Annotated in this window: 22 protein-coding genes; 8 read left to right on the forward strand and 14 right to left on the reverse strand. The window is 60.5% G+C overall.

The window, feature by feature from the left end; all coding sequences use genetic code 11:
• Positions 1 to 56 precede the first annotated feature (56 nt).
• The 8 genes from BM382_RS08770 to BM382_RS08805 form a co-directional block, all read right to left on the reverse strand.
• Positions 57 to 791, reverse strand: a complete 735-nt coding sequence (locus tag BM382_RS08770) for an amino acid ABC transporter ATP-binding protein (RefSeq protein ID WP_011063128.1) — start codon at positions 789 to 791, stop codon at positions 57 to 59.
• Positions 788 to 1,459 carry an amino acid ABC transporter permease gene (locus BM382_RS08775; protein WP_011063127.1) on the reverse strand — a complete coding sequence of 224 codons (672 nt, stop codon included), beginning with the start codon at positions 1,457 to 1,459 and terminating at the stop codon, positions 788 to 790. The genes BM382_RS08770 and BM382_RS08775 overlap by 4 nt, the downstream gene beginning before the upstream one ends.
• Positions 1,459 to 2,205: an amino acid ABC transporter permease gene (locus BM382_RS08780; RefSeq protein WP_011063126.1), complete on the reverse strand. Its 747-nt coding sequence runs from the start codon at positions 2,203 to 2,205 to the stop codon at positions 1,459 to 1,461. The genes BM382_RS08775 and BM382_RS08780 overlap by 1 nt, the downstream gene beginning before the upstream one ends.
• A gap of 191 nt (positions 2,206 to 2,396) precedes the next feature.
• Positions 2,397 to 3,311, reverse strand: a complete 915-nt coding sequence (locus BM382_RS08785; protein WP_011063125.1) for a glutamate/aspartate ABC transporter substrate-binding protein — start codon at positions 3,309 to 3,311, stop codon at positions 2,397 to 2,399.
• A 364-nt stretch (positions 3,312 to 3,675) separates the two neighbouring features.
• On the reverse strand, positions 3,676 to 5,214 hold the full coding sequence (gene glpD / locus BM382_RS08790; RefSeq protein WP_072442635.1) for a glycerol-3-phosphate dehydrogenase: 1,539 nt from the start codon (positions 5,212 to 5,214) through the stop codon (positions 3,676 to 3,678).
• A gap of 275 nt (positions 5,215 to 5,489) precedes the next feature.
• Positions 5,490 to 6,245 (reverse strand): DeoR/GlpR family transcriptional regulator, encoded by a 756-nt coding sequence (locus tag BM382_RS08795; protein WP_011063123.1) that lies wholly within the window; start codon positions 6,243 to 6,245, stop codon positions 5,490 to 5,492.
• 95 nt (positions 6,246 to 6,340) lie between these two features.
• Positions 6,341 to 7,846 (reverse strand): glycerol kinase GlpK, encoded by a 1,506-nt coding sequence (glpK, locus tag BM382_RS08800; RefSeq protein WP_019093252.1) that lies wholly within the window; start codon positions 7,844 to 7,846, stop codon positions 6,341 to 6,343.
• Positions 7,847 to 7,922: 76 nt separating this feature from the next.
• On the reverse strand, positions 7,923 to 8,771 hold the full coding sequence (locus tag BM382_RS08805; RefSeq protein ID WP_011063121.1) for an MIP/aquaporin family protein: 849 nt from the start codon (positions 8,769 to 8,771) through the stop codon (positions 7,923 to 7,925).
• 371 nt (positions 8,772 to 9,142) lie between these two features.
• Between BM382_RS08805 and ybaK the strand changes: the two genes are divergently transcribed.
• Both ybaK and BM382_RS08815 read left to right on the forward strand, forming a co-directional pair.
• A complete protein-coding gene (gene ybaK / locus BM382_RS08810) occupies positions 9,143 to 9,613 on the forward strand; it encodes a Cys-tRNA(Pro) deacylase (RefSeq protein ID WP_011063120.1) in 471 nt (156 codons plus the stop codon).
• A gap of 117 nt (positions 9,614 to 9,730) precedes the next feature.
• Positions 9,731 to 10,513, forward strand: a complete 783-nt coding sequence (locus BM382_RS08815; protein WP_041752529.1) for a PhzF family phenazine biosynthesis protein — start codon at positions 9,731 to 9,733, stop codon at positions 10,511 to 10,513.
• A 76-nt stretch (positions 10,514 to 10,589) separates the two neighbouring features.
• On the opposite strand, the gene BM382_RS08820 is transcribed toward BM382_RS08815, so the two are convergent.
• Together BM382_RS08820 and argF are read right to left on the reverse strand one after the other, a co-directional pair.
• On the reverse strand, positions 10,590 to 11,699 hold the full coding sequence (locus BM382_RS08820; protein WP_011063118.1) for an ABC transporter ATP-binding protein: 1,110 nt from the start codon (positions 11,697 to 11,699) through the stop codon (positions 10,590 to 10,592).
• Positions 11,696 to 12,616, reverse strand: coding sequence for an ornithine carbamoyltransferase (argF, locus tag BM382_RS08825; RefSeq protein ID WP_019096003.1), 921 nt, complete (start codon positions 12,614 to 12,616; stop codon positions 11,696 to 11,698). Before argF ends, BM382_RS08820 begins: the two co-directional genes overlap by 4 nt.
• 415 nt (positions 12,617 to 13,031) lie before the next feature.
• Here argF and BM382_RS08830 point away from each other — a divergent pair, with 415 nt between their 5' ends.
• The 3 genes from BM382_RS08830 (at position 13,032) to grxD (ending at position 16,001) form a co-directional block, all read left to right on the forward strand.
• Complete coding sequence (locus tag BM382_RS08830; RefSeq protein ID WP_015636818.1) at positions 13,032 to 13,322, forward strand: hypothetical protein; 291 nt, start codon at positions 13,032 to 13,034, stop codon at positions 13,320 to 13,322.
• 135 nt (positions 13,323 to 13,457) lie between these two features.
• Positions 13,458 to 15,566, forward strand: a complete 2,109-nt coding sequence (locus tag BM382_RS08835; protein WP_072442638.1) for a molybdopterin oxidoreductase family protein — start codon at positions 13,458 to 13,460, stop codon at positions 15,564 to 15,566.
• A 96-nt stretch (positions 15,567 to 15,662) separates the two neighbouring features.
• The gene (gene grxD, locus BM382_RS08840) at positions 15,663 to 16,001 is read left to right on the forward strand and encodes a Grx4 family monothiol glutaredoxin (protein WP_011063114.1); all 339 of its coding nucleotides are present in this window, start codon (positions 15,663 to 15,665) and stop codon (positions 15,999 to 16,001) included.
• Positions 16,002 to 16,177: 176 nt separating this feature from the next.
• Here grxD and bfr read toward each other — a convergent pair whose 3' ends face one another.
• Both bfr and BM382_RS08850 read right to left on the reverse strand, forming a co-directional pair.
• Positions 16,178 to 16,651, reverse strand: coding sequence for a bacterioferritin (bfr, locus tag BM382_RS08845; protein ID WP_011063113.1), 474 nt, complete (start codon positions 16,649 to 16,651; stop codon positions 16,178 to 16,180).
• A 212-nt stretch (positions 16,652 to 16,863) separates the two neighbouring features.
• A complete protein-coding gene (locus BM382_RS08850; RefSeq protein ID WP_011063112.1) occupies positions 16,864 to 17,082 on the reverse strand; it encodes a bacterioferritin-associated ferredoxin in 219 nt (72 codons plus the stop codon).
• Positions 17,083 to 17,406: 324 nt separating this feature from the next.
• Between BM382_RS08850 and BM382_RS08855 the strand changes: the two genes are divergently transcribed.
• Entirely contained in the window at positions 17,407 to 18,009 is a 603-nt protein-coding gene (locus tag BM382_RS08855) for a peroxiredoxin (protein ID WP_011063111.1), read from the forward strand.
• Between the two features lie 70 nt (positions 18,010 to 18,079).
• Here the strand turns inward: BM382_RS08855 and rnt are convergent, their stop codons facing one another.
• Both rnt and pyrC read right to left on the reverse strand, forming a co-directional pair.
• The gene (gene rnt, locus BM382_RS08860; protein ID WP_011063110.1) at positions 18,080 to 18,751 is read right to left on the reverse strand and encodes a ribonuclease T; all 672 of its coding nucleotides are present in this window, start codon (positions 18,749 to 18,751) and stop codon (positions 18,080 to 18,082) included.
• A complete protein-coding gene (gene pyrC, locus BM382_RS08865; RefSeq protein ID WP_011063109.1) occupies positions 18,748 to 19,794 on the reverse strand; it encodes a dihydroorotase in 1,047 nt (348 codons plus the stop codon). The genes rnt and pyrC overlap by 4 nt, the downstream gene beginning before the upstream one ends.
• Before the next feature lie 156 nt (positions 19,795 to 19,950).
• Between pyrC and BM382_RS08870 the strand changes: the two genes are divergently transcribed.
• Together BM382_RS08870 and BM382_RS08875 are read left to right on the forward strand one after the other, a co-directional pair.
• The gene (locus tag BM382_RS08870; RefSeq protein ID WP_011063108.1) at positions 19,951 to 20,865 is read left to right on the forward strand and encodes a flagellar protein MotY; all 915 of its coding nucleotides are present in this window, start codon (positions 19,951 to 19,953) and stop codon (positions 20,863 to 20,865) included.
• Positions 20,866 to 20,994: 129 nt separating this feature from the next.
• Positions 20,995 to 22,212 (forward strand): argininosuccinate synthase, encoded by a 1,218-nt coding sequence (locus BM382_RS08875; RefSeq protein ID WP_011063107.1) that lies wholly within the window; start codon positions 20,995 to 20,997, stop codon positions 22,210 to 22,212.
• Positions 22,213 to 22,388: the final 176 nt, after the last annotated feature.

Here is a 22,388-nt window from a genome sequence, read left to right on the forward strand (position 1 = left end):
GGGGAGTCAGATACCGTCCCCTCGCAGGCAAGCCGGCGCCTACAGGAACGCGGGTTTTAGTGCTGCAGGATCTTCTCGAGGAAGTGCTGCGCACGTTCGGAGCGGGCGCTGATATCGCCGAAGAACTCTTCTTTCTGGCAGTCCTCGATGATCTGGCCCTTGTCCATGAAGATCACCCGGTTCGCCACTTTGCGGGCAAAGCCCATTTCGTGGGTTACGCACATCATGGTCATGCCTTCATGGGCCAGTTGCACCATGACGTCCAGCACTTCGTTGACCATTTCCGGGTCCAGGGCCGAGGTCGGTTCGTCGAACAGCATGACGATCGGGTCCATGGCCAGGGCGCGGGCGATGGCCACACGTTGTTGCTGGCCACCGGAGAGTTGCCCCGGGTGCTTGTGGGCGTGGGCGGCGAGGCCGACGCGGTCCAGCAGTTGCAGGCCTTTCTTGGTGGCCTCTTCCTTGCTGCGGCCCAGCACCTTGATTTGCGCGATGGTCAGGTTCTCGGTGATGGTCAGGTGCGGGAACAGCTCGAAATGCTGGAATACCATGCCCACGCGGGAACGCAGTTTCGGCAGGTTGGTCTTGGGGTCGGCGATGGAAGTGCCGTCCACCACGATGTCGCCTTTCTGGAAGGGTTCCAGGGCGTTGACGCACTTGATCAGGGTCGACTTGCCGGAGCCGGACGGCCCGCAGACCACCACCACTTCACCTTTCTTGACCTCGGTGCTGCAATCGGTCAGCACCTGGAAGTCCCCATACCACTTGTTGATGTTCTTGATAGAGATCATACGGCGAACCTTTTTTGCAGACGCTTGACCAGCAGCGAGGCGGCAAAGCTGATTGTGAAATAGACCAGACCAGCGATGATCAGGAATTCATTGGAGCGGCCGATGATGTCGCCGCTGGACCGCGAGGCGTTGAGGAAATCCACCAGGCCCACGGTGTACACCAGGGAGGTGTCCTGGAACAGGATGATGCTCTGCTGCAGCAGCAGCGGGGTCATCTTGCGAAACGCCTGGGGCAGGATGATCAGGCGCATGGTCTGGCCGTAGCTCATGCCCAGTGCCTGGGCGGCGCCCATCTGGCCCTTGGGGATCGACTGCACGCCGGCACGGACGATTTCGCAGAAGTACGCCGCTTCGAACATCATGAAGGCCACGATGCACGAGGTGAATGCGCCGATCGGGGTGTCTTCGCCGGTGATCCAGCGCAGCACGAAAGGCACCGCCAGGTAGAACCAGGTGATCACCAGCAGCAGCGGGATCGAGCGGAAGTAGTTGACGTAGGCGCCCGCCAGGTTCGACAGCAGCTTGTTGTGAGACAAGCGCATCAAGGCCAGCAAGGTACCGAGGATGATCCCGCCGACCACACCCATGACCATCAGCTTGAGGGTCATCAGCATGCCGTTCCACAGGCCGGGAATGGCCGGGATGATGCCCGAGAAGTCGAATTCCATTATTTACCTCCCACGGAGATCAGGCCGGGGACCGAAACTTTCTTCTCCACCAGGCGCATCAGCAGCATCAGGCTCATGTTCAGGGTGAAGTAGATCAGGGTAGCCAGGGTGAAGGCTTCGAACAGGTTGGCCGAGAACTCGGCGGTCTGCTTGGTCTGGGCCAGCAATTCCATCAAGCCGATCAGCGACGCCACGGAGGAGTTCTTGAATACGTTGAGGAATTCCGAGGTGAGCGGCGGAATGATGATCCGGTAGGCCTGGGGCAGCAGCACGTTCCAGTAGATCTGCGGCAGCGAGAAGCCCATGGCGCGTGCGGCGGATTCCTGGCCACGGGGCAGGGCCTGGATACCGGTACGTACCTGTTCGCAAACCCGTGCGGCGGTGAACAGGCCCAGGCACACGACAACGCTCAGGTAGGCCGAGGTGGTCGGGTTGAGGTCCTGCTTGTACCACTCCTGGAGGTTCTCCGGCAGCAGGTCCGGCACCAGGAAGTACCAGATGAACAGCTGCACCAGCAGCGGCACGTTGCGGAAGATCTCCACGTACACAGTGGCGATGCCCGACACCAGGCGGTTCGGCACGGTGCGCATGACGCCCAGGATCGAGCCCAGCAGCAGCGCGATGATCCAGGCCACCACGGCGATGGCGATGGTCCAGCCCAGGCCGGAGATGAACCAGTCGAGATAGGTCTCGCTGCCCACGCCGGTGGACTTGAAGAACACGCCCCAGTCCCAGTTGTAATTCATTAGGGTTACCCCTCAGATCGTTCGATGTACAAGCACCCGCCTGGGGACGTCCGTTCCCGCCTGATCATGACGATCAGGCACACACGATCGGCTCGACAACCACCGGTTCGAGTGTTTCCAAAAAATGCCAGCAGGTAGTGACAGACTCCTGAAAGGGCAGGGCCCCTTCAGGAGATAAGGTTAGTCAGGAATCAGGACTTTTTGTCGTCAGCCGCTTTGTCGGTCGGGTTGGCGATCAGGGCCTTGAGCTCATCGCTCATCGGGAACATCAGGTTCAGGCCTTTTGGCGGGATCGGCGACTGGAACCACTTGTCGTAGATCTTGTTGATTTCGCCCGATTTGTAGGTGGCGACGATGGCGTCATCCACGGCTTTCTTGAACGGGGCATCGCCCTTGCGCACCATGCAGCCGTAGATTTCGTAGGACTGAGGGGTACCGGTCACGGCCCAGTCGGTCGGTTTCTTGGCCTTGGCCATTTCACCGGCCAGCAGCGCGTCGTCCATCATGAAGGCTACGGCGCGGCCCGATTCCAGCATCTGGAACGACTCACCGTGGTCCTTGGCGGAGATCACGTTCATGCCCATCTGCTTGTCGGCGTTCATGGCCTTGAGGATGCGCTCGGAAGTGGTACCGGCTGTGGTTACCACGTTCTTGCCTTTCAGGTCCGCGAAGTCCTTGTAGGAAGAGTCCTTCTTGGACAGCAGACGGGTGCCGATCTCGAAGATGCCAACGGAGAAGTCGACTTGTTGCTGACGCTCGACGTTGTTGGTGGTGGAGCCGCACTCGACGTCCACGGTGCCGTTCTGCACCAGCGGGATGCGGGTCTGGGAGGTGACCAGGTTGTACTTGACCTTCAGGTCAGGCATGTCGAGGTCTTTCTTGATCGCTTCGACGATTTTCAGCTGGATGTCGTGGGAGTAACCCACTGGCACGCCGGAAGCGTCAGCGATGTAGGAAAACGGAATGGAAGCGTCGCGATGTCCGAGGGTGATGGTGCCGGACTCTTTGATTTTCTTCAGTGTGCCGGTGAGCTCGGCAGCGAAAACTGGAGTGCTAATCAGAGCGGCAGCGATAGCTGCGCCCAACAGATGGGGAACGATGCGCATCAATATTTCCTCGACATTTGTTTTTTTTATGAAGCCAGTTCGACGGCTCTTTTATACAGCGAATGCCTTGACGGCTCCTGTTGTGTTGGCACGACAGGCATTCGTCGCACAGTGTAGAGCATGAGTCGTGCCAGACCCATTGATCATCGTCAAACCCTTGATTTTCAAGCCTATAGAATATTTATGACCTGGGGATTTCAGCGGCTGTATCCGGTTATCCGAACCCCTGTGGCTTTGTCATTCGGAAAACCGAACGCGCCCCTGCCATTGTAGGAGCCGGCTTGCCGGCGAAACGTTCAATCCTGCTGGCCCACAAAAAAGCCCCTGGACCTTCCGGTGCAGGGGCTTTGCTTGCCTATGTGGCTCAGGCAGCCTTGATCTTGCCGCGATTGTGCTCGACTTTCTGCAGATAATCCTGCAGTTGCTGCTGCTGCGCCTCGGTGGTGAACAGCCCGAGCTTGCTCCGGCGCCAGAGAATGTCCTGGGCTTTCACTGCCCATTCCTCGCTGCACAGGTAATCCACTTCACGGGTATAGAGGCCGCCGCCCAGGTGTTCGCCCAGGTCGCTGAGGCTGTGCACGCCTTCCAGCAGGCGCCAGGTACGGCTGCCGTAGCTGGTGGCCCAGCGCTGGGCGATCTGGCTGGGTACCCAGTCGAACTTCTTGCGGATGGCTTCTGCCAGTGCCTGTGGCGTGCTCATGTTCTCGCCACCGGGCAGGGTGGCCTGGGCTGTCCAGCTCGGCTTGGCCTGCTTGAAGTACGGCGCCAGCTGCGCCATCGCCGATTCCGCCAGTTTGCGGTAGGTGGTCAGCTTGCCGCCGAACACCGACAGCAGGGGGGCTTCCTCGCCATGGTCGGAAAGGGCCAGGGTGTAGTCGCGGGTCACGGCCGAAGGGTTGTCGGATTCGTCGTTGCACAGCGGGCGAACGCCGGAATAGCTGTGCAGGATATCGCTGCGGCTCAGCTGTTTCTTGAAGTGCGCATTGACCACTTGCAGCAGGTAATCGGTTTCACCTTCAGTGATCGCCACCTTGGCCGGGTCACCGGTGTATTCGCGGTCGGTGGTACCGATCAGGGTGAACTGGTTGAGGTAGGGAATGGTGAAGACGATGCGCTGGTCCTCGTTCTGCAGGATGTGCGCGTGCTCGCCCTCGTACAGCTTGGGCACGATCAGGTGGCTGCCCTGGATCAGGCGGATACCGTATGGCGACTCCAGCTTGAGGTCGTCCTTGATGAACTTGGCGACCCAGGGGCCCGCGGCGTTCACCAGGGCCTTGGCGCTGATGGAGAACAGGCTGCCATCGGCGCGCTCCAGCTCCAGTTGCCACAGGCCCTTGCTGCGGCGGGCGCTGATGCAGCGGGTCTGGGTATGAACGTGGGCGCCGTGTTCGCGGGCGGCCATGGCATTGAGCACCACCAGGCGCGCATCGTCGACCCAGCAATCGGAGTATTCGAAGCCCTTGGTGATTTCGGCCTTCAGGGCGCTGTCGGCACCGAACTTCAAGCTGCGCGAGCCTGCGAGCTTTTCCCGCTTGCCCAGGTGGTCATACAGGAACAGGCCGGCGCGAATCATCCAGGCCGGGCGCAGGTGTGGCCGGTGCGGCAGGACGAAACGCATGGGCTTGACGATATGCGGGGCCTTGGCCAGCAGCACTTCACGTTCGGCCAGGGCTTCGCGCACCAGGCGGAACTCGTAATGTTCGAGGTAGCGCAGGCCGCCGTGGATCAGCTTGCTGCTGGCCGAGGAGGTATGGCTGGCCAGGTCGTCCTTTTCGCAAAGGAACACGGACAGGCCGCGACCTGCCGCATCGGCGGCAATTCCAACACCATTGATCCCACCGCCAATGACGGCGATATCGTAAACCTCGGAAAGAGGGCGCGCGGGCAAGGTAGAAGTGGGCATCGACAGGCCTCGTGTTACTTTGATATTTGAATTCGAACATTAATGTTCATTTTCGAAAATACTAGCGCATAAAGATGCACGCATCCAGCGTGCTTCGATTGAAAAAACTGATCGAAGCAGCGCTAAAGGAAAGTTTTCGAACATTGTCGACGGGTAACTGTAGCCGCTGCTGTTGCCTTGGGCTGGATGGCGGGATCGGCCGCGGCGATTTCGAAAGCGATGAAGCGTCGAGGCTCGTCGTTCGAGCGCGGCCGGATCCGCAGGAGGGGGAGCAGTCAGACCACTTCGAGGCGGATCTTGTGCTGGTTGAGCAGTTGGGTCAGGGCCGGTACCGGTTGCTGGTCGGTGACCAGGCAATCGATCAGGCTGATGGGCCCCAGGCGGATCATGGCGTTGCGCCCGAACTTGCTGGAGTCGGCAGCCAGGATTACCTGCCGGGCATTGGCGATGATCGCCTGGGATACCCGCACTTCTTGGTAGTCGAAGTCCAGCAGGCTGCCGTCCTCGTCGATGCCACTGATGCCCACCAGGGCGAAGTCGACCTTGAACTGGTTGATGAAGTCGACACTGGCCTGGCCCACCACGCCGCCGTCACGGCGCACATTGCCGCCGGTGAGCAGCACGTCGAAATCATCCTTGGCGCTGAGCATCGAGGCCACGTGCAGGTTGTTGGTGATGATCTTCAGGTGGCTGTGATTGAGCAGGGCCCGGGCGATGGATTCGGTGGTGGTGCCGATATTGATGAACAGCGAGGCGTGATCGGGGATCTGCGCGGCAACGGCTTCGCCGATACGCTGCTTTTCGTCGCGCATCTGGTCGGCGCGCATGGCGTAGGCGGTGTTTTCTACGCTGGAGTCATAGGCTGCGCCACCGTGGTAGCGGCGCAGCAGATTGGCTTCCGCCAGCTGGTTGATATCGCGGCGGATGGTTTGCGGGGTTACGACGAACAGCTGGGCCAATTCCTCGATGCTGACGTAGCCGCGTTCGCGAACCAGATCGAGGATTTGCTGCTGACGGGGAGGCAGATTCATGGGGCTTCCTTTGGGCTGCCGTGCAAAATTTGCCCATGATGCCGCAGGAATCCCCTCCCTACCAGTTACAAGCGGTTACCAATCCACGGCTTGGCTTATTTGGCCTCGTCGTGAGGTTCCCAGTCGCGGGTGCGGCTGACGGCCTTCTTCCAGCCTGCGTACAGGCCTTCTTTTTCCGCTTCCGCCAGTTGTGGTTCGAACTCGCGCTCGATCACCGCCTTGCCCCGCAGTTCTTCCAGGCTGCCCCAGAAACCGCAGGCCAGGCCCGCCAGGTAGGCAGCGCCCAGGGCGGTGGTTTCACGCATTTGCGGGCGTTCCACCTGGGTGCCGAGGATGTCGGCCTGGAACTGCATGAGGAAGTTGTTGGCCACGGCGCCGCCGTCCACCCGCAGGGCTTTGAGGCGTTCGCCGGAGTCCTGCTGCATGGCGTCGAGCACGTCGCGGGTCTGGTAGGCGATGGACTCCAGGGCGGCACGGATGATGTGGTCCACGCGCACGCCGCGGGTCAGGCCGAACAGCGCGCCACGGGCATAGGGGTCCCAGTAGGGAGCACCCAGGCCGGTGAAGGCCGGCACCAGATACACGCCGTTGCTGTCCTTGACCTTGCCGGCGAAGTATTCGGTGTCGTGGGCGTCGTTGATGATTTTCAGTTCATCACGCAGCCACTGCACGGTGGAACCACCGTTGAATACTGCGCCTTCCAGGGCGTAGGCCACTTCGCCACGGGGGCCGCAAGCGATAGTGGTGAGCATGCCGTGCTGGGATTTAACCGCCTTGTCGCCGGTGTTCATCAGCAGGAAGCAGCCGGTGCCGTAGGTGTTCTTGGCCTGGCCCGGCTCGACGCACATCTGGCCGAACAGCGCGGCCTGCTGGTCGCCGGCGATACCGCCGATGGCGATGCCGCTCTTGGTGCGGCCATATATTTCCGACGAGGACTTCACTTCCGGGAGCATTTCCCGCGGGATGTCCAGCACCTCCAGCATCTTCGCGTCCCACTCCAGGGTGTGGATGTTGAAGAGCATGGTGCGCGAGGCGTTGGTGTAGTCGGTGACGTGGGTCTTGCCGCCGGTGAATTTCCAGATCAGCCAGCTGTCGATGGTGCCGAACAGCAGCTCGCCGTTGCGCGCACGCTCGCGGCTGCCTTCGACGTTGTCGAGGATCCACTTGAGCTTGGTGCCGGAGAAGTAGGGGTCGGTCACCAGGCCGGTGGTTTCGCGGATGTAGTCTTCCAGGCCGTCGCGCTTGAGCTGCTGGCAGATCTCGGTGCTGCGGCGGCACTGCCAGACGATGGCGTTGTAGATCGGCCGGCCGGTGTTCTTGTCCCAGACCACAGTGGTTTCACGCTGGTTGGTGATACCGATGGCGGCCACCTGGTCGTGATGCAGGCCGGCTTGTGCCAGGGCCTCGACCATCACCGCGCTCTGGGTGGCGAAGATTTCCATCGGGTCATGTTCGACCCAGCCGGCCTGAGGGTAATGCTGGGCGAATTCGCGCTGGGCGGTGCAGACCACGTTGGCGTCGCGATCGAAAATGATCGCCCGGGAACTGGTCGTACCCTGATCGAGGGCAATGATGTAGTTCTTATTCTGAATGTCGGTCATGTCGATTGCCTTGGACGAAATAAGGGAGTGAGAACAGGCGCGCGATCGATTTGGGCAGGATCACGCGCCACTGGATTCAGGAAGCTTTGACTTTGCCTTCGGTGACCTGTTCGGCCTCCGGGGCGACAGCAGCGCTGGGCAAATGGCGGGCAATCAAGCCGCGATAGGCTGCAGCACCCAGGCAGGCGCCGAGGATCGGAGCGAAGATTGGCACCAGGAAATACGGAATATCACGGCCGCCGGTGAAGGAAATTTCACCCCAGCCGGTCACGAACGTCATCAGTTTAGGCCCGAAGTCCCGCGCCGGGTTCATCGCAAACCCGGTCAGCGGGCCCATGGCACTGCCGATCACGGCAATCAGCAGGCCGATCAGCAGCGGAGCTATCGGGCCGCGCGGCAGGCCATTGTTGTCATCGGTCAGGGACATGATCACTCCCATCAGGATGGCGGTGATCACCAACTCCACTAGGAACGCCTGGGCAGTGGACAGCGCCGGGTTGGGGAAGGTGGAGAACACCGAGGCCAGTTCCAGGCTGGCCTGGGAGCCACGGACCATCTGGTGGGTTTGTTCGAAATCGAAGAACAGGTTGCTGTACAGCGTGTAAACCAACAGCGCCGCGCAGAAGGCGCCAGCGATCTGGGCGAGGATGTAGAACGGCAGTTTGCGCTTTTCAAAATCGGCGAACAGGCACAGGGCGATGCTCACGGCCGGGTTCAGGTGCGCGCCGGAAACTCCGGCGGTCAGGTAGATCGCCATGCTCACGCCGATCCCCCAGATGATGCTGATTTCCCATAGGCCGAAGCTGGCCCCCGCGACCTTGAGCGCGGCGACACAGCCGGTGCCGAAGAAGATCAACAGCGCAGTACCCAGAAACTCGGCGATGCATTGGCCCGATAGCGACGGTTGTTGCAGAGCAGTTGTCATGTGAACCTCGATTTTTGTTGTTGTCTGGCGCTGCTGCAAAAGGCATGGAGCGCGACTTTAAACGAAGGCGGAATCCCCATTCCGACCTCGCCTTGCTACTGGGTACAACCTTGGATCTATCGCATGATATTCAGAAACGAAAAAATATAGACAAGAAACACCGCTGTCAAAGGTCGAAAGTGAACGGATGGTCATTTTATAGATATCAATCAAATGAATGATTCCGGGGCATAGTCGCGGGAACGACAGGCATGGTTGCTTTCGTAGGCACACGGGCCGGTTATCAAGGCTTGGAATAGAGCCTTTTGCTGGTGAATGACCTAAAATTCGCGCGCTTGGTTTTGCCTTTTCATTCCTCGCCTGGAGCTGCCATGACCCCTGCACTGGACCTGCTGAAAAAAGTTCGCGCCGAACATCGCATCCACAGTTACGAACATGACCCCAAGGCCGCCTCCTATGGCCTGGAGGCCGCGGAGAAACTTGATCTTGATCCTGCGCAGGTGTTCAAGACCTTGCTTGCCAGCAGTGAAAAGGGTGAGTTGCTGGTGGCGGTGGTGCCGGTCGTCGGAAGTCTTGACCTGAAGGCCCTGGCCCACGCAGCGGGCGTGAAGAAGGCTGAAATGGCCGACCCGGCTGCCGCCCAGCGCGCCACGGGGTACCTGCTGGGAGGCATCAGCCCGCTGGGGCAGAAGAAGCGCCTGCGGACCTTTATCGATAACAGTGCGCAGCCGTTCGCCAGCATCTTTGTCAGCGCCGGGCGCCGTGGCCTGGAAGTCGAGCTGGCGCCGGCGGTGCTGGCCGAGCATACCCAGGCCAGGTTCGCCGATATCGGTCGTCCTTGAGTCGCAGCGGCTGCGGCCAGGGCCGCTGCTGTATGCAGGAAAATCCCGACTTCTGTGTCTGTCCCCCGTTGGGGGCCAGGGCCCATGCTGGGGGCCAGTTATTCACGGAGAAGGGATATGCAGCTTGAGTTTCATCAGGTCGATGCGTTCAGCGAGCGCCCGTTCGCGGGTAATCCGGCGATGGTTTACCGGCTTGAGTCCTGGCTCGATGACAGGCTGATGCAGCAGATTGCCGCCGAGCACAATCTGGCAGAAACCGCTTTTGTGGTGCGTGAGGCCCAGGGCTGGCGGATTCGCTGGTTCACCCCGGTGACTGAAGTGCCGTTGTGCGGGCATGCAACCTTGGCCACTGCCTATGTGTTGTTCGAGGTTTATGGCCAGACCGCGCAGCGTATCGACTTTCTCAGCCAGTCCGGGCCCCTGAGTGTCACCCGTGAAGAGGGCCTGTTGTGGCTGGATTTCCCGCTGCGCAGCCCGAGCAGCCAGGCAGGGCGGGAGGCGGTGGCGCAAGCGCTGGGGGTTGAGGTCGTCGAATTGCTGGGGGCCAACGAGCTATTGGCCGTGCTGGAGTCGGAGCAGGCGGTGCGTGAGTGCCGGCCGGATATGACGGCGCTGGCGAAACTGCCCTGGCCCGGAGTGATCGTGACTGCGCGCGGGGAGCAGCACGACTTTGTCTCGCGCTATTTTGCCCCCGCCATCGGTATCGATGAGGACCCGGTGACCGGATCCACCCATTGCTGCCTGGCGCCTTACTGGGCGCAGCGGTTGGATAAGCCGCAGTTGAGCGCCTACCAGTGCTCTGCCCGAGGTGGCGCGTTGTTTTGTCGTCTGGAAGGTGAGCGGGTGAAGATCGGTGGGCATGCCCGGCTGATTGCCAGTGGGCAGTTGCATCTGCCATGACTGTGCTGGGGGTTTCGCCGGCAAGCCGGCTCCTACAGTGCGCTGTCGTAGGAGCTGGCTTGCCAGCGCAGACGGCTCAATGCGCGCTGCTGTAGCGGCGCACCCCTGAGTCGCTTTGCGGGATCTGCGCTGCGGTACTGCCCGAAGCCTGGAACAGCACCAGGTGTTCCGCCGCGACCCGGATACCCACGTCGGCGCCGACCTGATGATCGGCGTGGCTCGGAAAGATCGATTCCAGCTGGCTGCCGGTGGGCAGTTGCAGGCGATACAGGGTCGAGGCGCCGAGGAACGTCTTGCCCACGACGCGGGCTTTCAAGGCGCTGTCGGGGGCGTGGACGATGTCGTCTGGACGCAACAGCACATCCACCGCACCGCCGGTTGGCCAGGTGTAGGCACGGTTGCCCTGCAACAAGCCGAGTTCGGTCTGTACCGATTCCGGGCTGCTCAACTGGCCGCGGATGAAGTAGCCCTGACCGATGAAGCTGGCGACGAAGGGCGTCTGGGGTTCGTGGTAGAGGTTGTACGGTGTGTCCCACTGCTCCAGGCGGCCTTCCTTGAATACCCCTACCTGATCGCTCACGGCGAAGGCTTCTTCCTGGTCGTGAGTGACCAGGATCGCACTGGTGCCACGGGCCTTGAGGATGTCACGCACCTCGTGGCTGAGCTTGCGTCGCAGTTCGCCGTCGAGGTTGGAGAAGGGCTCGTCGAGCAGCAGCAGTTGTGGTTCGGGAGCCAGGGCACGAGCCAGGGCCACCCGTTGTTGCTGGCCACCGGACAGTTCGTGGGGGAAGCGCTGGCCGAGGCTTTTCAGGTTCACCAGCTCCAGCAGTTCGGCCACCACCCGCTCTTTCTGCGGGTGTTTGCGAATGCCGAAGGCAATGTTGTCGGCCACGCTCAGGTGCGGGAACAGGGCGTAGTCCTGGAACACCATGCCGATCCGGCGTTTCTCCGGCGCCAGGGTGAAACCGGCGCTGGAGATGGTCTCGCCCGCCAGCTGGATTTCCCCCTCATGCACCGGCTCGAACCCGGCGATGGCGCGCAGGGTGGTGGTCTTGCCGCAGCCGGATGAGCCCAACAGGCAGCCGATATCCCCGGCATTGAGGTGCAGGTTGAGGTTCTGCACCACGCGTTGGTCCTGGTAGCCGCAAGCGAGGTTGCGCAGGTTCAGTAGCAAGGGCTGGCTCATGCGTGGTGGTACGCCGGCTCGACGAGGAATTCGAGCAGGGCCTTTTGTGCGTGGAGGCGGTTTTCCGCCTGGTCCCAGGCCACCGAACGCGGGTCGTCCAGCAGGTCGAGGCTGATTTCTTCACCGCGGTGGGCGGGCAGGCAATGCATGAACAGAACATCCTCGGCCGCCAGGTCCAGCAGTGCGCGGTTGACCTGGAAGGGAGCGAACAGTTGCAGGCGCTTGGCGGTCTCCTCTTCCTGGCCCATGGAGGTCCAGACATCGGTGCTCACCAGGTGGGCACCGCGCACGGCTTCGCGAGGATCACGAACGATGGTCACGCGGTCGCCGGCCTGGGCTACGAAATCCGCGTTGGGCTCGTACCCTTCGGGGCAAGCGATGCGCAGTTGGAAGTCGAACTGGATGGCCGCTTCTATATAGCTGTTGCACATGTTGTTGCCGTCGCCGATCCAGGCCACGGTCTTGCCCTGGATCGAGCCGCGATGCTCGAGGAACGTCTGCATGTCAGCCAGCAGTTGGCAGGGGTGCAGGTCATCGGACAGGCCGTTGATCACCGGTACGCGGGAGTTGGCCGCAAACTCGGTCAGGGTGCTGTGGGCAAAGGTGCGGATCATCACGGCATCGAGCATGCGCGACATGACGATGGCGCAGTCGCCGATGGGCTCGCCGCGCCCCAGTTGAGTGTCCCGTGGCGAAAGGAAGATGGCCTGGCCGCCCAGCTGGATCATGCCGGCTTCGAAGGACAGTCGGGTTCGGGTCGACGACTTCTCGAAAATCATGCCAAGCACACGATTTTTCAAGGGCTCGAAGAGTACGCCGCGGTTACGCAGGTCCTTCAGCTCGATGCCTCGACGAATCACACTGACCAGCTCTTCGGGCGTGCAATCCATCAGGGAGAGAAAGTGCCTTGCGCTCATCATTAACTACCTTTTTGCAACGGACCGCAGATTCTCAAAGCCTTGTTTAGTCGAACAACGGGCTGGACCTGCGGCGAAAGCCGCACGGGGCGACGAAATAGGGGAAGGCGCGATCTTATAATTAAATGTCGCGTCTTACCAATAGTAGTGCTACGGCGATTATGGGCATGAGAGGCCAGGACGCGAATGCGCTGGCACTTTTGAGACCAGTTTCCAGACAGCAGCCGGGCATTTGTACACTGCCCCGGCGCGCCTTGGCAATCGAGCGCGGCGCGGGTGATGCCCATGCAGTCGTTTTCTGACCTGGAGGGCGGGGGCTGCGTCCCGGATAATCCGCGGGCTGGCAGCCTGAAACATTTCCTAATGCAAAGTGCTGAGGTTATAAAGGCGAATCAGTGGCAGGGACGGGTGAACGATGGAATCCAGGGAGCAACAACTGATGACGCTCTTGGGGCTCACGGCCCGGGCACTCACCGACATGACAGCTTCGGTGACGGCGTTTTCCTTCGAGCTGCTGCGCAGTGAAGATCCGGTGACCCGAGCGGCCGCGCGCAAGATGATCGACCGGATGATGAGCCTCAGTGCAGGCCTGGACGAGCATTGGCGATTGCTCGCACAACTCTCGGGTGGCTATGGAGAGCGGGAGGCCGTGGATGCAACCACCCACGTCTCAGCGGATGGGCCGCCACGGTTGCCCTCCAACTGAAGGCGCCGATCATGGCCGGGGCTGATGGCCGTGAATTCATGGGACGAACGTCACTGGTGTCCTGTCAGGGGAGCGCCCATAGTTTTTGCTTCCGGCAAGCGAATACGCTGCGCTCTCAAACAATAGAGACTGGCCATGACCAAGACTCTCCATCACCGTGCCTGCCACCTGTGTGAGGCCATCTGTGGCCTGACCCTGGAAATCACTGAAGAAGACGGCAGTGCTCCGCGCATCAGCTCGATCAAGGGCGATCTTCAGGACAGTTTCAGCCGCGGTCATATCTGCCCCAAGGCCGTGGCCTTGCAAGATATCCAGAATGACCCGGACCGCCTGCGCCAGCCGGTGCGCCGGGTTGGCAATGAGTGGCAACCGATCGAATGGGACGAGGCCTTTGCCCTGGTGGCCGAGCGGCTGGCGAGTATTCAGCAGCGTCATGGCAACAACGCGGTGGCGACCTACCAGGGCAATCCCAGCGTGCACAACTATGGGCTGATGACCCACAGCAACTACTTTCTCGGCCAGCTCAAGACGCGCAACCGTTTCTCGGCTACCTCGGTCGACCAATTGCCTCAGCACCTGACCAGCTACCTGATGTATGGCCACGGCTTGCTGTTGCCGATTCCGGATATCGATCACACCGATTTCATGTTGATTCTTGGCGGCAATCCCCTGGCGTCCAACGGCAGCATCATGACCGTTCCGGATGTGGAAAAGCGCCTGAAAGCGATCCAGGCCCGTGGCGGCAAGGTAGTGGTGGTCGATCCGCGGCGCAGCGAAACCGCGGCCATGGCCGACCAGCATCTGTTTGTCCGCCCGGAGGGCGATGTCGCGCTGCTGTTTGGCCTGCTCAACAGCATCTTCGAAGAGGGGCCGACCCGCGACAGTCACTTGCAGGTGGACGGGCTGGCCGAGGTGCGCCAGGCCATATCCCGGTTCACGGCGGAGGCCATGAGCCCCCTGTGCGCCATTGCGGCGCCACAGATCCGCCAACTGGCCAGGGATTTCGCCTCGGCCGACAGAGCGGTCTGCTACGGGCGCATGGGCGTCTCGACCCAGGCCTTCGGCACGCTGTGCCATTGGTTGCTGCAATTGCTCAACCTGGTCACCGGTAACCTCGACCGCGTGGGTGGCGCCTTGTGTACCAGCCCCGCGGTGGATCTGGTAGCGGCGACTTCGGGCGGCCACTTCAATGCCTGGCAGAGCCGGGTTTCCGGGCTTCCGGAATACGGCGGCGAGTTGCCGGTGTCGGCCCTGGCAGAAGAGATGCTCACCGAAGGGGAGGGGCAGGTACGGGCGCTGATCACGGTGGCGGGCAACCCGGTGCTGTCCACGCCCAATGGCCGGCAGCTGGAGCAGGCGCTGGATGGCTTGGAGTTCATGCTCAGCATCGACCTGTACATCAACGAAACCACCCGCTATGCCGACTTGATCCTGCCGTCCACCTCGGCCCTGGAAAATGATCACTACGACACCACGTTCAATCTGTTCGCGGTGCGCAACGTCAGCCGTTTCAACCGGGCGATCCTGCCCAAGCCCGAAGGTGCACTGCACGACTGGGAGATCTTCGTTGGCCTGGCCAAGGCCTTTGCCGAGCGCACCGAAAGCTCGCTCAAGCCGACTATCGCTCCGGCGCAAATGATTGATATGGGGCTGCGTGCCGGGCCTTATGGCGACGCCTCGCCGTTCAAGCTGTCATTGGCGACGCTGGCCGAGCATCCCCATGGCATCGATCTGGGGCCGCTGCAGCCGAATCTGGCCGGGCGCCTGAAAACCGAAAACCGGCGGGTCCAGGCTGCACCGCCGGCGATCATGGCCGACCTGGAGCGCTTTGCTGCCCTGAAGGCGCCGCAGGAGGGGGAACTGTTGTTGATCGGCCGCAGGCATGTGCGCAGTAACAACTCCTGGATGCACAACTATCACCGCCTGGTGAAGGGCAAGCCTCGTCACCAACTGCTGATGCATCCGCAGGATCTGGCTCACCGGGGTTTGCAGGACGGTCAACGGGTACGCATCAGTTCACGGGTCGGCGCGGTGGAAGTCGAAGTGCTGGCCAGCGCCGAGATGATGCCGGGGGTTGTGAGCCTGCCCCATGGCTGGGGGCATAGGCGTCCGGGCGTGCAGATGAACATAGCCACGGAGCAGCCGGGTTGCAGCGCCAATGACCTGACCGACGAGCGCCAGCTCGATGTGCTGTCGGGAAATGCGGCGTTGAACGGGGTGCCGGTCAGGGTGCAGGCGGCCTGAGATGTCTGTCGGAGAGGCCGAGCAGGGTGCTCAGGATTCCGTTACAATGCGCCACCGTGCCGACAACAGAGTCGGAAAGTTCAGCCGAGGTGTTCCATGGATATCATCGAAACTATTAAAGAGCAGATTGCCAACAACACCATTCTGCTTTACATGAAAGGCTCGCCGAATGCCCCGCAGTGCGGCTTCTCTGCCAAAGCCGCTCAGGCCGTAATGGGCTGTGGTGAGAAGTTCGCTTACGTGGACATCCTGCAGAACCCGGAAATTCGCGCCAACCTGCCCAAGTACGCCAATTGGCCAACCTTCCCACAACTGTGGGTGGCCGGTGAGCTGGTCGGCGGCAGCGACATCATGGCTGAAATGTTCGCCAACGGTGAATTGCAGAGCCTGATCAAGGCCGCTGCCGAAAAAGCCGCTGCCAAGACCGAAGCGTAAAAGCGCGCCTGCTCGCGAGGGTTTCCGGGAATCGACATGCTACTCGTGTGATTCTCGGAAACTTGCGGCAAGCACTCTGCTTCGGTTTGTTACGCGAACATATCCGCGTAATAAAAAAAGCCCCGCTCTCATAAGAGAAGCGGGGCTTTTTTATTCTTCGGGTATTACGAGTTGAGTTACTCGTCACCCATTTGCGATTGCAGATAGTTCTCGATACCCACTTTATCGATCAGGCCCAATTGGGTTTCCAGCCAGTCGATATGCTCTTCTTCGGATTCCAGAATATCTTCCAGCAGTTCACGGCTGCCGAAGTCACCAACCGATTCGCAATGGGCGATCGCGGCCTTGAGGTCGGCATGGCCGGTGCGCTCGATACGCAGGTCGCATTCGAGCATTTCCTTGGTGTGCTCACCGATATGCAGCTTGCCCAGGTCCTGGACGTTGGGCAGGCCTTCGAGGAAGAGGATGCGCTTGATCAGCTTGTCCGCATGCTTCATCTCGTCGATGGACTCGTGGTACTCGTGCTTGCCCAGCTTGTTCAGGCCCCAATCTTCATACATGCGCGCATGCAGGAAGTACTGATTGATCGCGACCAGTTCATTGGCAAGGATTTTATTGAGATGCTGGATGACTGTAATGTCGCCTTTCATGATGGGGTCCTGCCCTGTATTTAGTGGAACATGGGCAGAGTCTGAGCTGCATGAACATTACTGTCAAACCTAAGTTATTGAATAATATATGAAAATTAATCGGAATAAGAATGTTTGTGTTCCGCGTTTTGTCTCTAAGCGATTGAATTACAGGCATAAAAAAACCGGACGCCAGGTCCGGTTGTTTGTAACGCCGCTAATTATTGATTAAATCAGGCGACATTAAATTCCACAGGGTAGGGGATTGCCGCTTGGCTGCTCTGCAATTCGGTCAGGGTTTCGCGAACCACTTGCTTGGCCAGGCAGGCACATTTGCCGCACTGGCTGGCAACGCCGGTGGCCTGGCGTACTTCGCGGTAGCTGCAGCAACCTTCGTAGATCGCTTCGCGAATTTGTCCGTCGGTGACACCGGTGCAGAGGCAGACATACATAAGATGAGAACCGTCGCTGGTTAGGGCTCAATTGCGATGGATCTTAATGTTAACGAGAATGATTGTCAAAGTGGTTTCGACGCCCTTTGTTGCTGATTCTTGCTTGAGTGACGAACGGCTTTTCTTGGCATTAATGACAGATCATTAGCATTTTTCGCGTTGGAGGCCGGCCAGAGGAAAAACCACTAAGGACAGCTTAAAAACGCCGTGTATGATGGTCGGTCCTTGCGAAGAGGGCGCACGTCACGGGGCTGTCGCATCAGCATGGCAGGCTCGGGGCCAACCCTTCTTCTTCATTACTACGTCCACACCAGGAGATATCCAATGAGCGTACTCGTAGGCAAACAAGCCCCTGACTTCACCGTTCCGGCCGTTCTCGGCAATGGCGAAATCGTCGACAGCTTCACCCTGTCCTCGGCCATCAAAGGCAAATACGGCCTGGTGTTCTTCTACCCACTGGACTTCACCTTCGTGTGCCCGTCCGAGCTGATCGCTCTGGACCACCGCATGGCCGACTTCAAGGCACGCAACGTTGAAGTGATCGCTGTGTCCATCGACTCGCACTTCACTCACAACGCCTGGCGTAACACCCCGATCAATGCCGGCGGCATCGGTCAGGTTCAATACATCATGGCTGCTGACATGAAGCACGAAATCGCCAAGGCCTACGACGTTGAGTCCGAAGGCGGCGTGGCTTTCCGTGGCGCGTTCCTGATCGACGACAAAGGCGTTGTCCGCTCGCAGATCGTCAACGACCTGCCACTGGGCCGCAACATGGAAGAGCTGATCCGTCTGGTCGACGCTCTGCAGTTCCACGAAGAGCACGGCGAAGTCTGCCCTGCCAACTGGAAGAAAGGCGACAAGGGCATGACCGCTTCGCCAGAAGGCGTTGCTGCTTACCTGAGCGAGAACGCCGGCAAGCTGTAAGGCTTGGCGTCACGCATAAAAAAACCGGCCTTAGGGCCGGTTTTTTTATGGGGCAAAGAAAAGCGACTATTCAGTCGTCGAAATCCTGCCAGCCGCCCATCTGTTTCCAGCGGTTGACGATGCCGCAGAACAGCTCGGCGGTCTTCTCGGTGTCGTAGCGAGCCGAGTGGGCCTCGCGACCGTCGAAGTCGATGTCTGCGCTCTGACAGGCCTTGGCCAGCACGGTCTGGCCGTATGCCAGGCCAGCCAGAGTGGCGGTATCGAAGCTGGAGAACGGGTGGAACGGATTGCGCTTCATGTCCAGGCGCGCCACGGCGGCATTCAGGAAGCCCAGGTCGAAGCTGCTGTTGTGGCCTACCAGGATGGCGCGCTTGCAGCCATTGGCCTTCAGCGCCTTACGCACCCCGCGGAAAATATCGGTGAGGGCGGTTTCTTCGCTCACAGCCATGCGCAGGGGATGGTCAAGCTTGATCCCGGTGAATTCCAGGGCTGCAGCTTCGATGTTCGCGCCTTCGAAAGGCTCGACCCGGAAGAAGTAGGTGTGTTCGGGGAACACGAAGCCTTTTTCGTCCATGCCGATGGTGGTTGCGGCAATTTCCAGCAGGGCGTCGGTGGCCGAGTTGAAGCCACCGGTTTCAACATCGACGACTACCGGCAGGTAACCGCGAAAGCGTGCCGCCATCGGATGGCGAGGACCGCCGCTGCTACCTTCTTGTTCGTCGTCGAAATGGTCGTCACTCACGAGTGATCCTCCAGCAGGCGCCAGCGCAGTTTTTCACCGGCGCGCAGCGGAATGACAGTCAGCTCGCCAAACGGCAGGCTGGCAGGAGCGGTCCATTCTTCACGGACCAGGGTGATGCTGTCGGTGTTGGCCGGCAGGCCGTAGAAGCGCGGGCCGTTGAGGCTGGCGAAAGCTTCCAGCTGATCCAGGGCATTGCGTTGTTCGAACGCTTCGGCGTACAGCTCGATGGCGGCGTAGGCGCTGTAGCAGCCGGCGCAACCGCAAGCGGCTTCCTTGGCGTGCTGGGCGTGAGGTGCCGAGTCGGTGCCGAGGAAGAACTTCGCGTTGCCGCTGGTGGCCGCATCCAGCAGGGCTTCCTGGTGGGTGTTGCGCTTGAGGATCGGCAGGCAATAGAAGTGCGGACGAATACCGCCCACCAGCATGTGGTTGCGGTTGTACAGCAGGTGATGCGCAGTGATGGTGGCGCCGACGTTAGCCGAAGCCTCCTTGACGAACTGCACGGCTTCAGCGGTGGTGATGTGTTCGAACACCACTTTCAGGCTGGGGAAGCGTTCAACCACACGCCGCATGTGCTCGTCGATGAAGATCTTCTCGCGGTCGAAGACGTCGACGTCGCCGCGGGTTACCTCGCCGTGGATCAACAGCGGCAGGCCGACTTCGGCCATGGCTTCAAGCACCGGGAAAATCTTGTCGATGCTGGTCACGCCCGAATCCGAGTTGGTGGTCGCGCCGGCCGGGTACAGCTTGGCGGCGTGGACGAAACCGCAGGCCTTGGCCGCGCGGATTTCCTCCGGCTGGGTACGGTCGGTCAGGTAGAGCACCATCAGTGGCTCGAAGCGGCTGCCGGCCGGGCGCGCAGCTAGAATGCGCTGGCGATAGGCGTCGGCTTCCGCGGCGTTGCGCACCGGAGGTACCAGGTTGGGCATGATGATGGCGCGGCCAAAGGTGCGCGCGACATCTGCGACTGTATTGGGCAACACGGCCCCATCGCGAAGATGAATATGCCAGTCGTCGGGACGCAGCAGGGTCAGGCGGTCGGACATTGGAGGTTCCAGGCGGGTAAAACTCGGGGGAATGCTACCGGAAAAGACTCTTCCAGGCACTCGCTATCAAGTTTTGCGACGAGCAACCGATATCCCGAAGGTATGGCGTATTAACGCCTGTCGATTTTTCTGTTGTACACGTCAGTGGAGCCTCCCGTGCGCCAGCGTTATCTAGCCTTGCTCAGTGTGTTTGCCAGCCTGCCTGCGATGGCTCTCACTTTCCAGACTCGCCTGGAGAGCATTGAGTGGACGGTCGAAGGTGACAAGTTCGAGTGCCGCCTGATCCAACCGGTTACCGATTTCGGTTCCGGCGAATTCGTTCGTCGCGCCGGCGAGCAGGCGATTTTCCGCCTCAAGAGTTTCAACCCCATGCAGGCCGGTGGTTCCGCGACCCTGCTTGCGGCCGCCGCCCCCTGGCAGCCGGGGCGTGGCGACATCAACCTCGGGGCGGTCAAGGCCGGTACCGATGGGGTGCTGTTCAACAGCAACCAGATGCAGGCCGGACGTCTGATCGTCGGTTTGCTGGAGGGGCGCAGCCCGGTGGTCCGGCACTTCTCCCGCGAAGGCGGAGTGTCCGAGGTACGCCTGTTGCCGGTGAAGTTCAGCAAGGCCTACGGCGACTATCAAAGCTGCATGGCCAAGCTGTTGCCGATGAACTATGAACAGGTCAAGCAGGCTGAGATCGGTTTCCCCGGGGGGGGCATCGACCTGGACGCCCGGGCCAAGGCCAAGCTGCAAGTGATGGTGGACTTCATCAAGGCCGACCCCACGGTCAATCATGTCGAATTGGACGGGCACTCTGATAACAGTGGCAACCGCCTGACCAACCGTGACCTGTCGCGCCGTCGTGCGCTGGCGGTCATGGAGTTCTTCAAGGCCAATGGCCTGGCGGAAAACCAGATCGTGGTGCGCTTCCATGGCGAGCGCTATCCCCTGGCCCCCAACACCAATGCGGCCAACCGGGCGAAGAACCGGCGGGTCAATGTGCATCTGGAGCGGGTCGCTCCTGCCGAAAAGCCGGCCCCAGCGCCTCAGGCGGCTTCCGGATCCAGCGCAGCGGCGACTTCCTGATACGGCTGTCGTCGTCGCTCGCTCGACATAATCTGTCGCTTGGTCGTCATAAGCTGTCGCGCCTCTGTAAATTATCCGCGTGGATCGGTAGACTTGGCGGCTTTCCGTACAACCCCGTGGAGTGATGGCATGGCGGACGTTAACAAGGTCGTTCTGGCGTATTCGGGCGGCCTGGACACTTCGGTGATCCTCAAGTGGCTGCAGGATACTTACAACTGTGAAGTAGTGACTTTCACTGCTGACCTGGGCCAAGGCGAAGAGGTCGAGCCGGCCCGCGCCAAGGCGCAAGCCATGGGCGTCAAAGAGATCTACATCGACGATCTGCGCGAAGAGTTCGTGCGTGATTTCGTCTTCCCGATGTTCCGCGCCAACACCGTCTACGAAGGCGAGTACCTGCTGGGTACTTCCATCGCTCGTCCGTTGATCGCCAAGCGCCTGATCGAAATCGCCAACGAAACCGGCGCCGACGCCATTTCCCATGGCGCCACCGGCAAGGGCAACGATCAGGTGCGTTTCGAACTGGGCGCCTACGCCCTCAAGCCGGGTGTGAAGGTGATTGCCCCTTGGCGCGAGTGGGACCTGCTGTCCCGCGAGAAGCTGATGGACTACGCCGAGAAGCACGGGATCCCGATCGAGCGTCACGGCAAGAAGAAATCCCCGTACTCGATGGATGCCAACCTGCTGCACATCTCCTATGAAGGTGGCGTGCTGGAAGACACCTGGACCGAGCACGAAGAAGACATGTGGCGCTGGACTGTCTCCCCGGAGAAGGCCCCAGATACCCCGCAATACCTGGAACTGACCTACCGCAACGGCGATATCGTGGCACTGGACGGCGTCGAGATGACCCCTGCCACCGTGCTGGCGACCCTGAACCGCATTGGTGGCGAACACGGTATCGGTCGTCTGGACATCGTCGAGAACCGTTACGTGGGCATGAAGTCCCGCGGCTGCTACGAGACACCTGGCGGCACCATCATGCTGCGTGCTCACCGCGCCATCGAGTCCATCACCCTGGACCGCGAAGTGGCTCACCTCAAAGACGAGCTGATGCCCAAGTACGCCAGCCTGATCTACACCGGCTACTGGTGGAGCCCTGAGCGTCTGATGCTGCAACAGATGATCGACGCCTCCCAGGCCCACGTGAATGGTGTGGTACGCCTGAAGCTGTACAAGGGCAACGTGATCGTGACCGGTCGCAAGTCTGACGAGTCGCTGTTCGACGCCAACATCGCTACCTTCGAAGAGGACGGCGGTGCCTACAACCAGGCGGACGCAGCTGGCTTCATCAAGCTCAACGCCCTGCGCATGCGCATTGCCGCGAACAAGGGTCGGACCCTGGTCTGATGCTTTGAGTGGTTGAAGAAAGCTCCGCGATAAGCGGGGCTTTTTTTTGCCCTGGATAATTGCAGTGAGCGTCGGGGCCTAATTCAGAACAGCAAATGTCTGTTGGGCAAGGTAAGCCACTTCTTGATGGGCGAAGTACCAAGTACCGCTACTGAGAGTGCTTGTAGGTTGGAGTT

It is taken from the genome of Pseudomonas sp. NFPP25 (assembly GCF_900116505.1).
In the GTDB taxonomy this organism is placed as follows: Bacteria; Pseudomonadota; Gammaproteobacteria; order Pseudomonadales; family Pseudomonadaceae; genus Aquipseudomonas; species Aquipseudomonas protegens.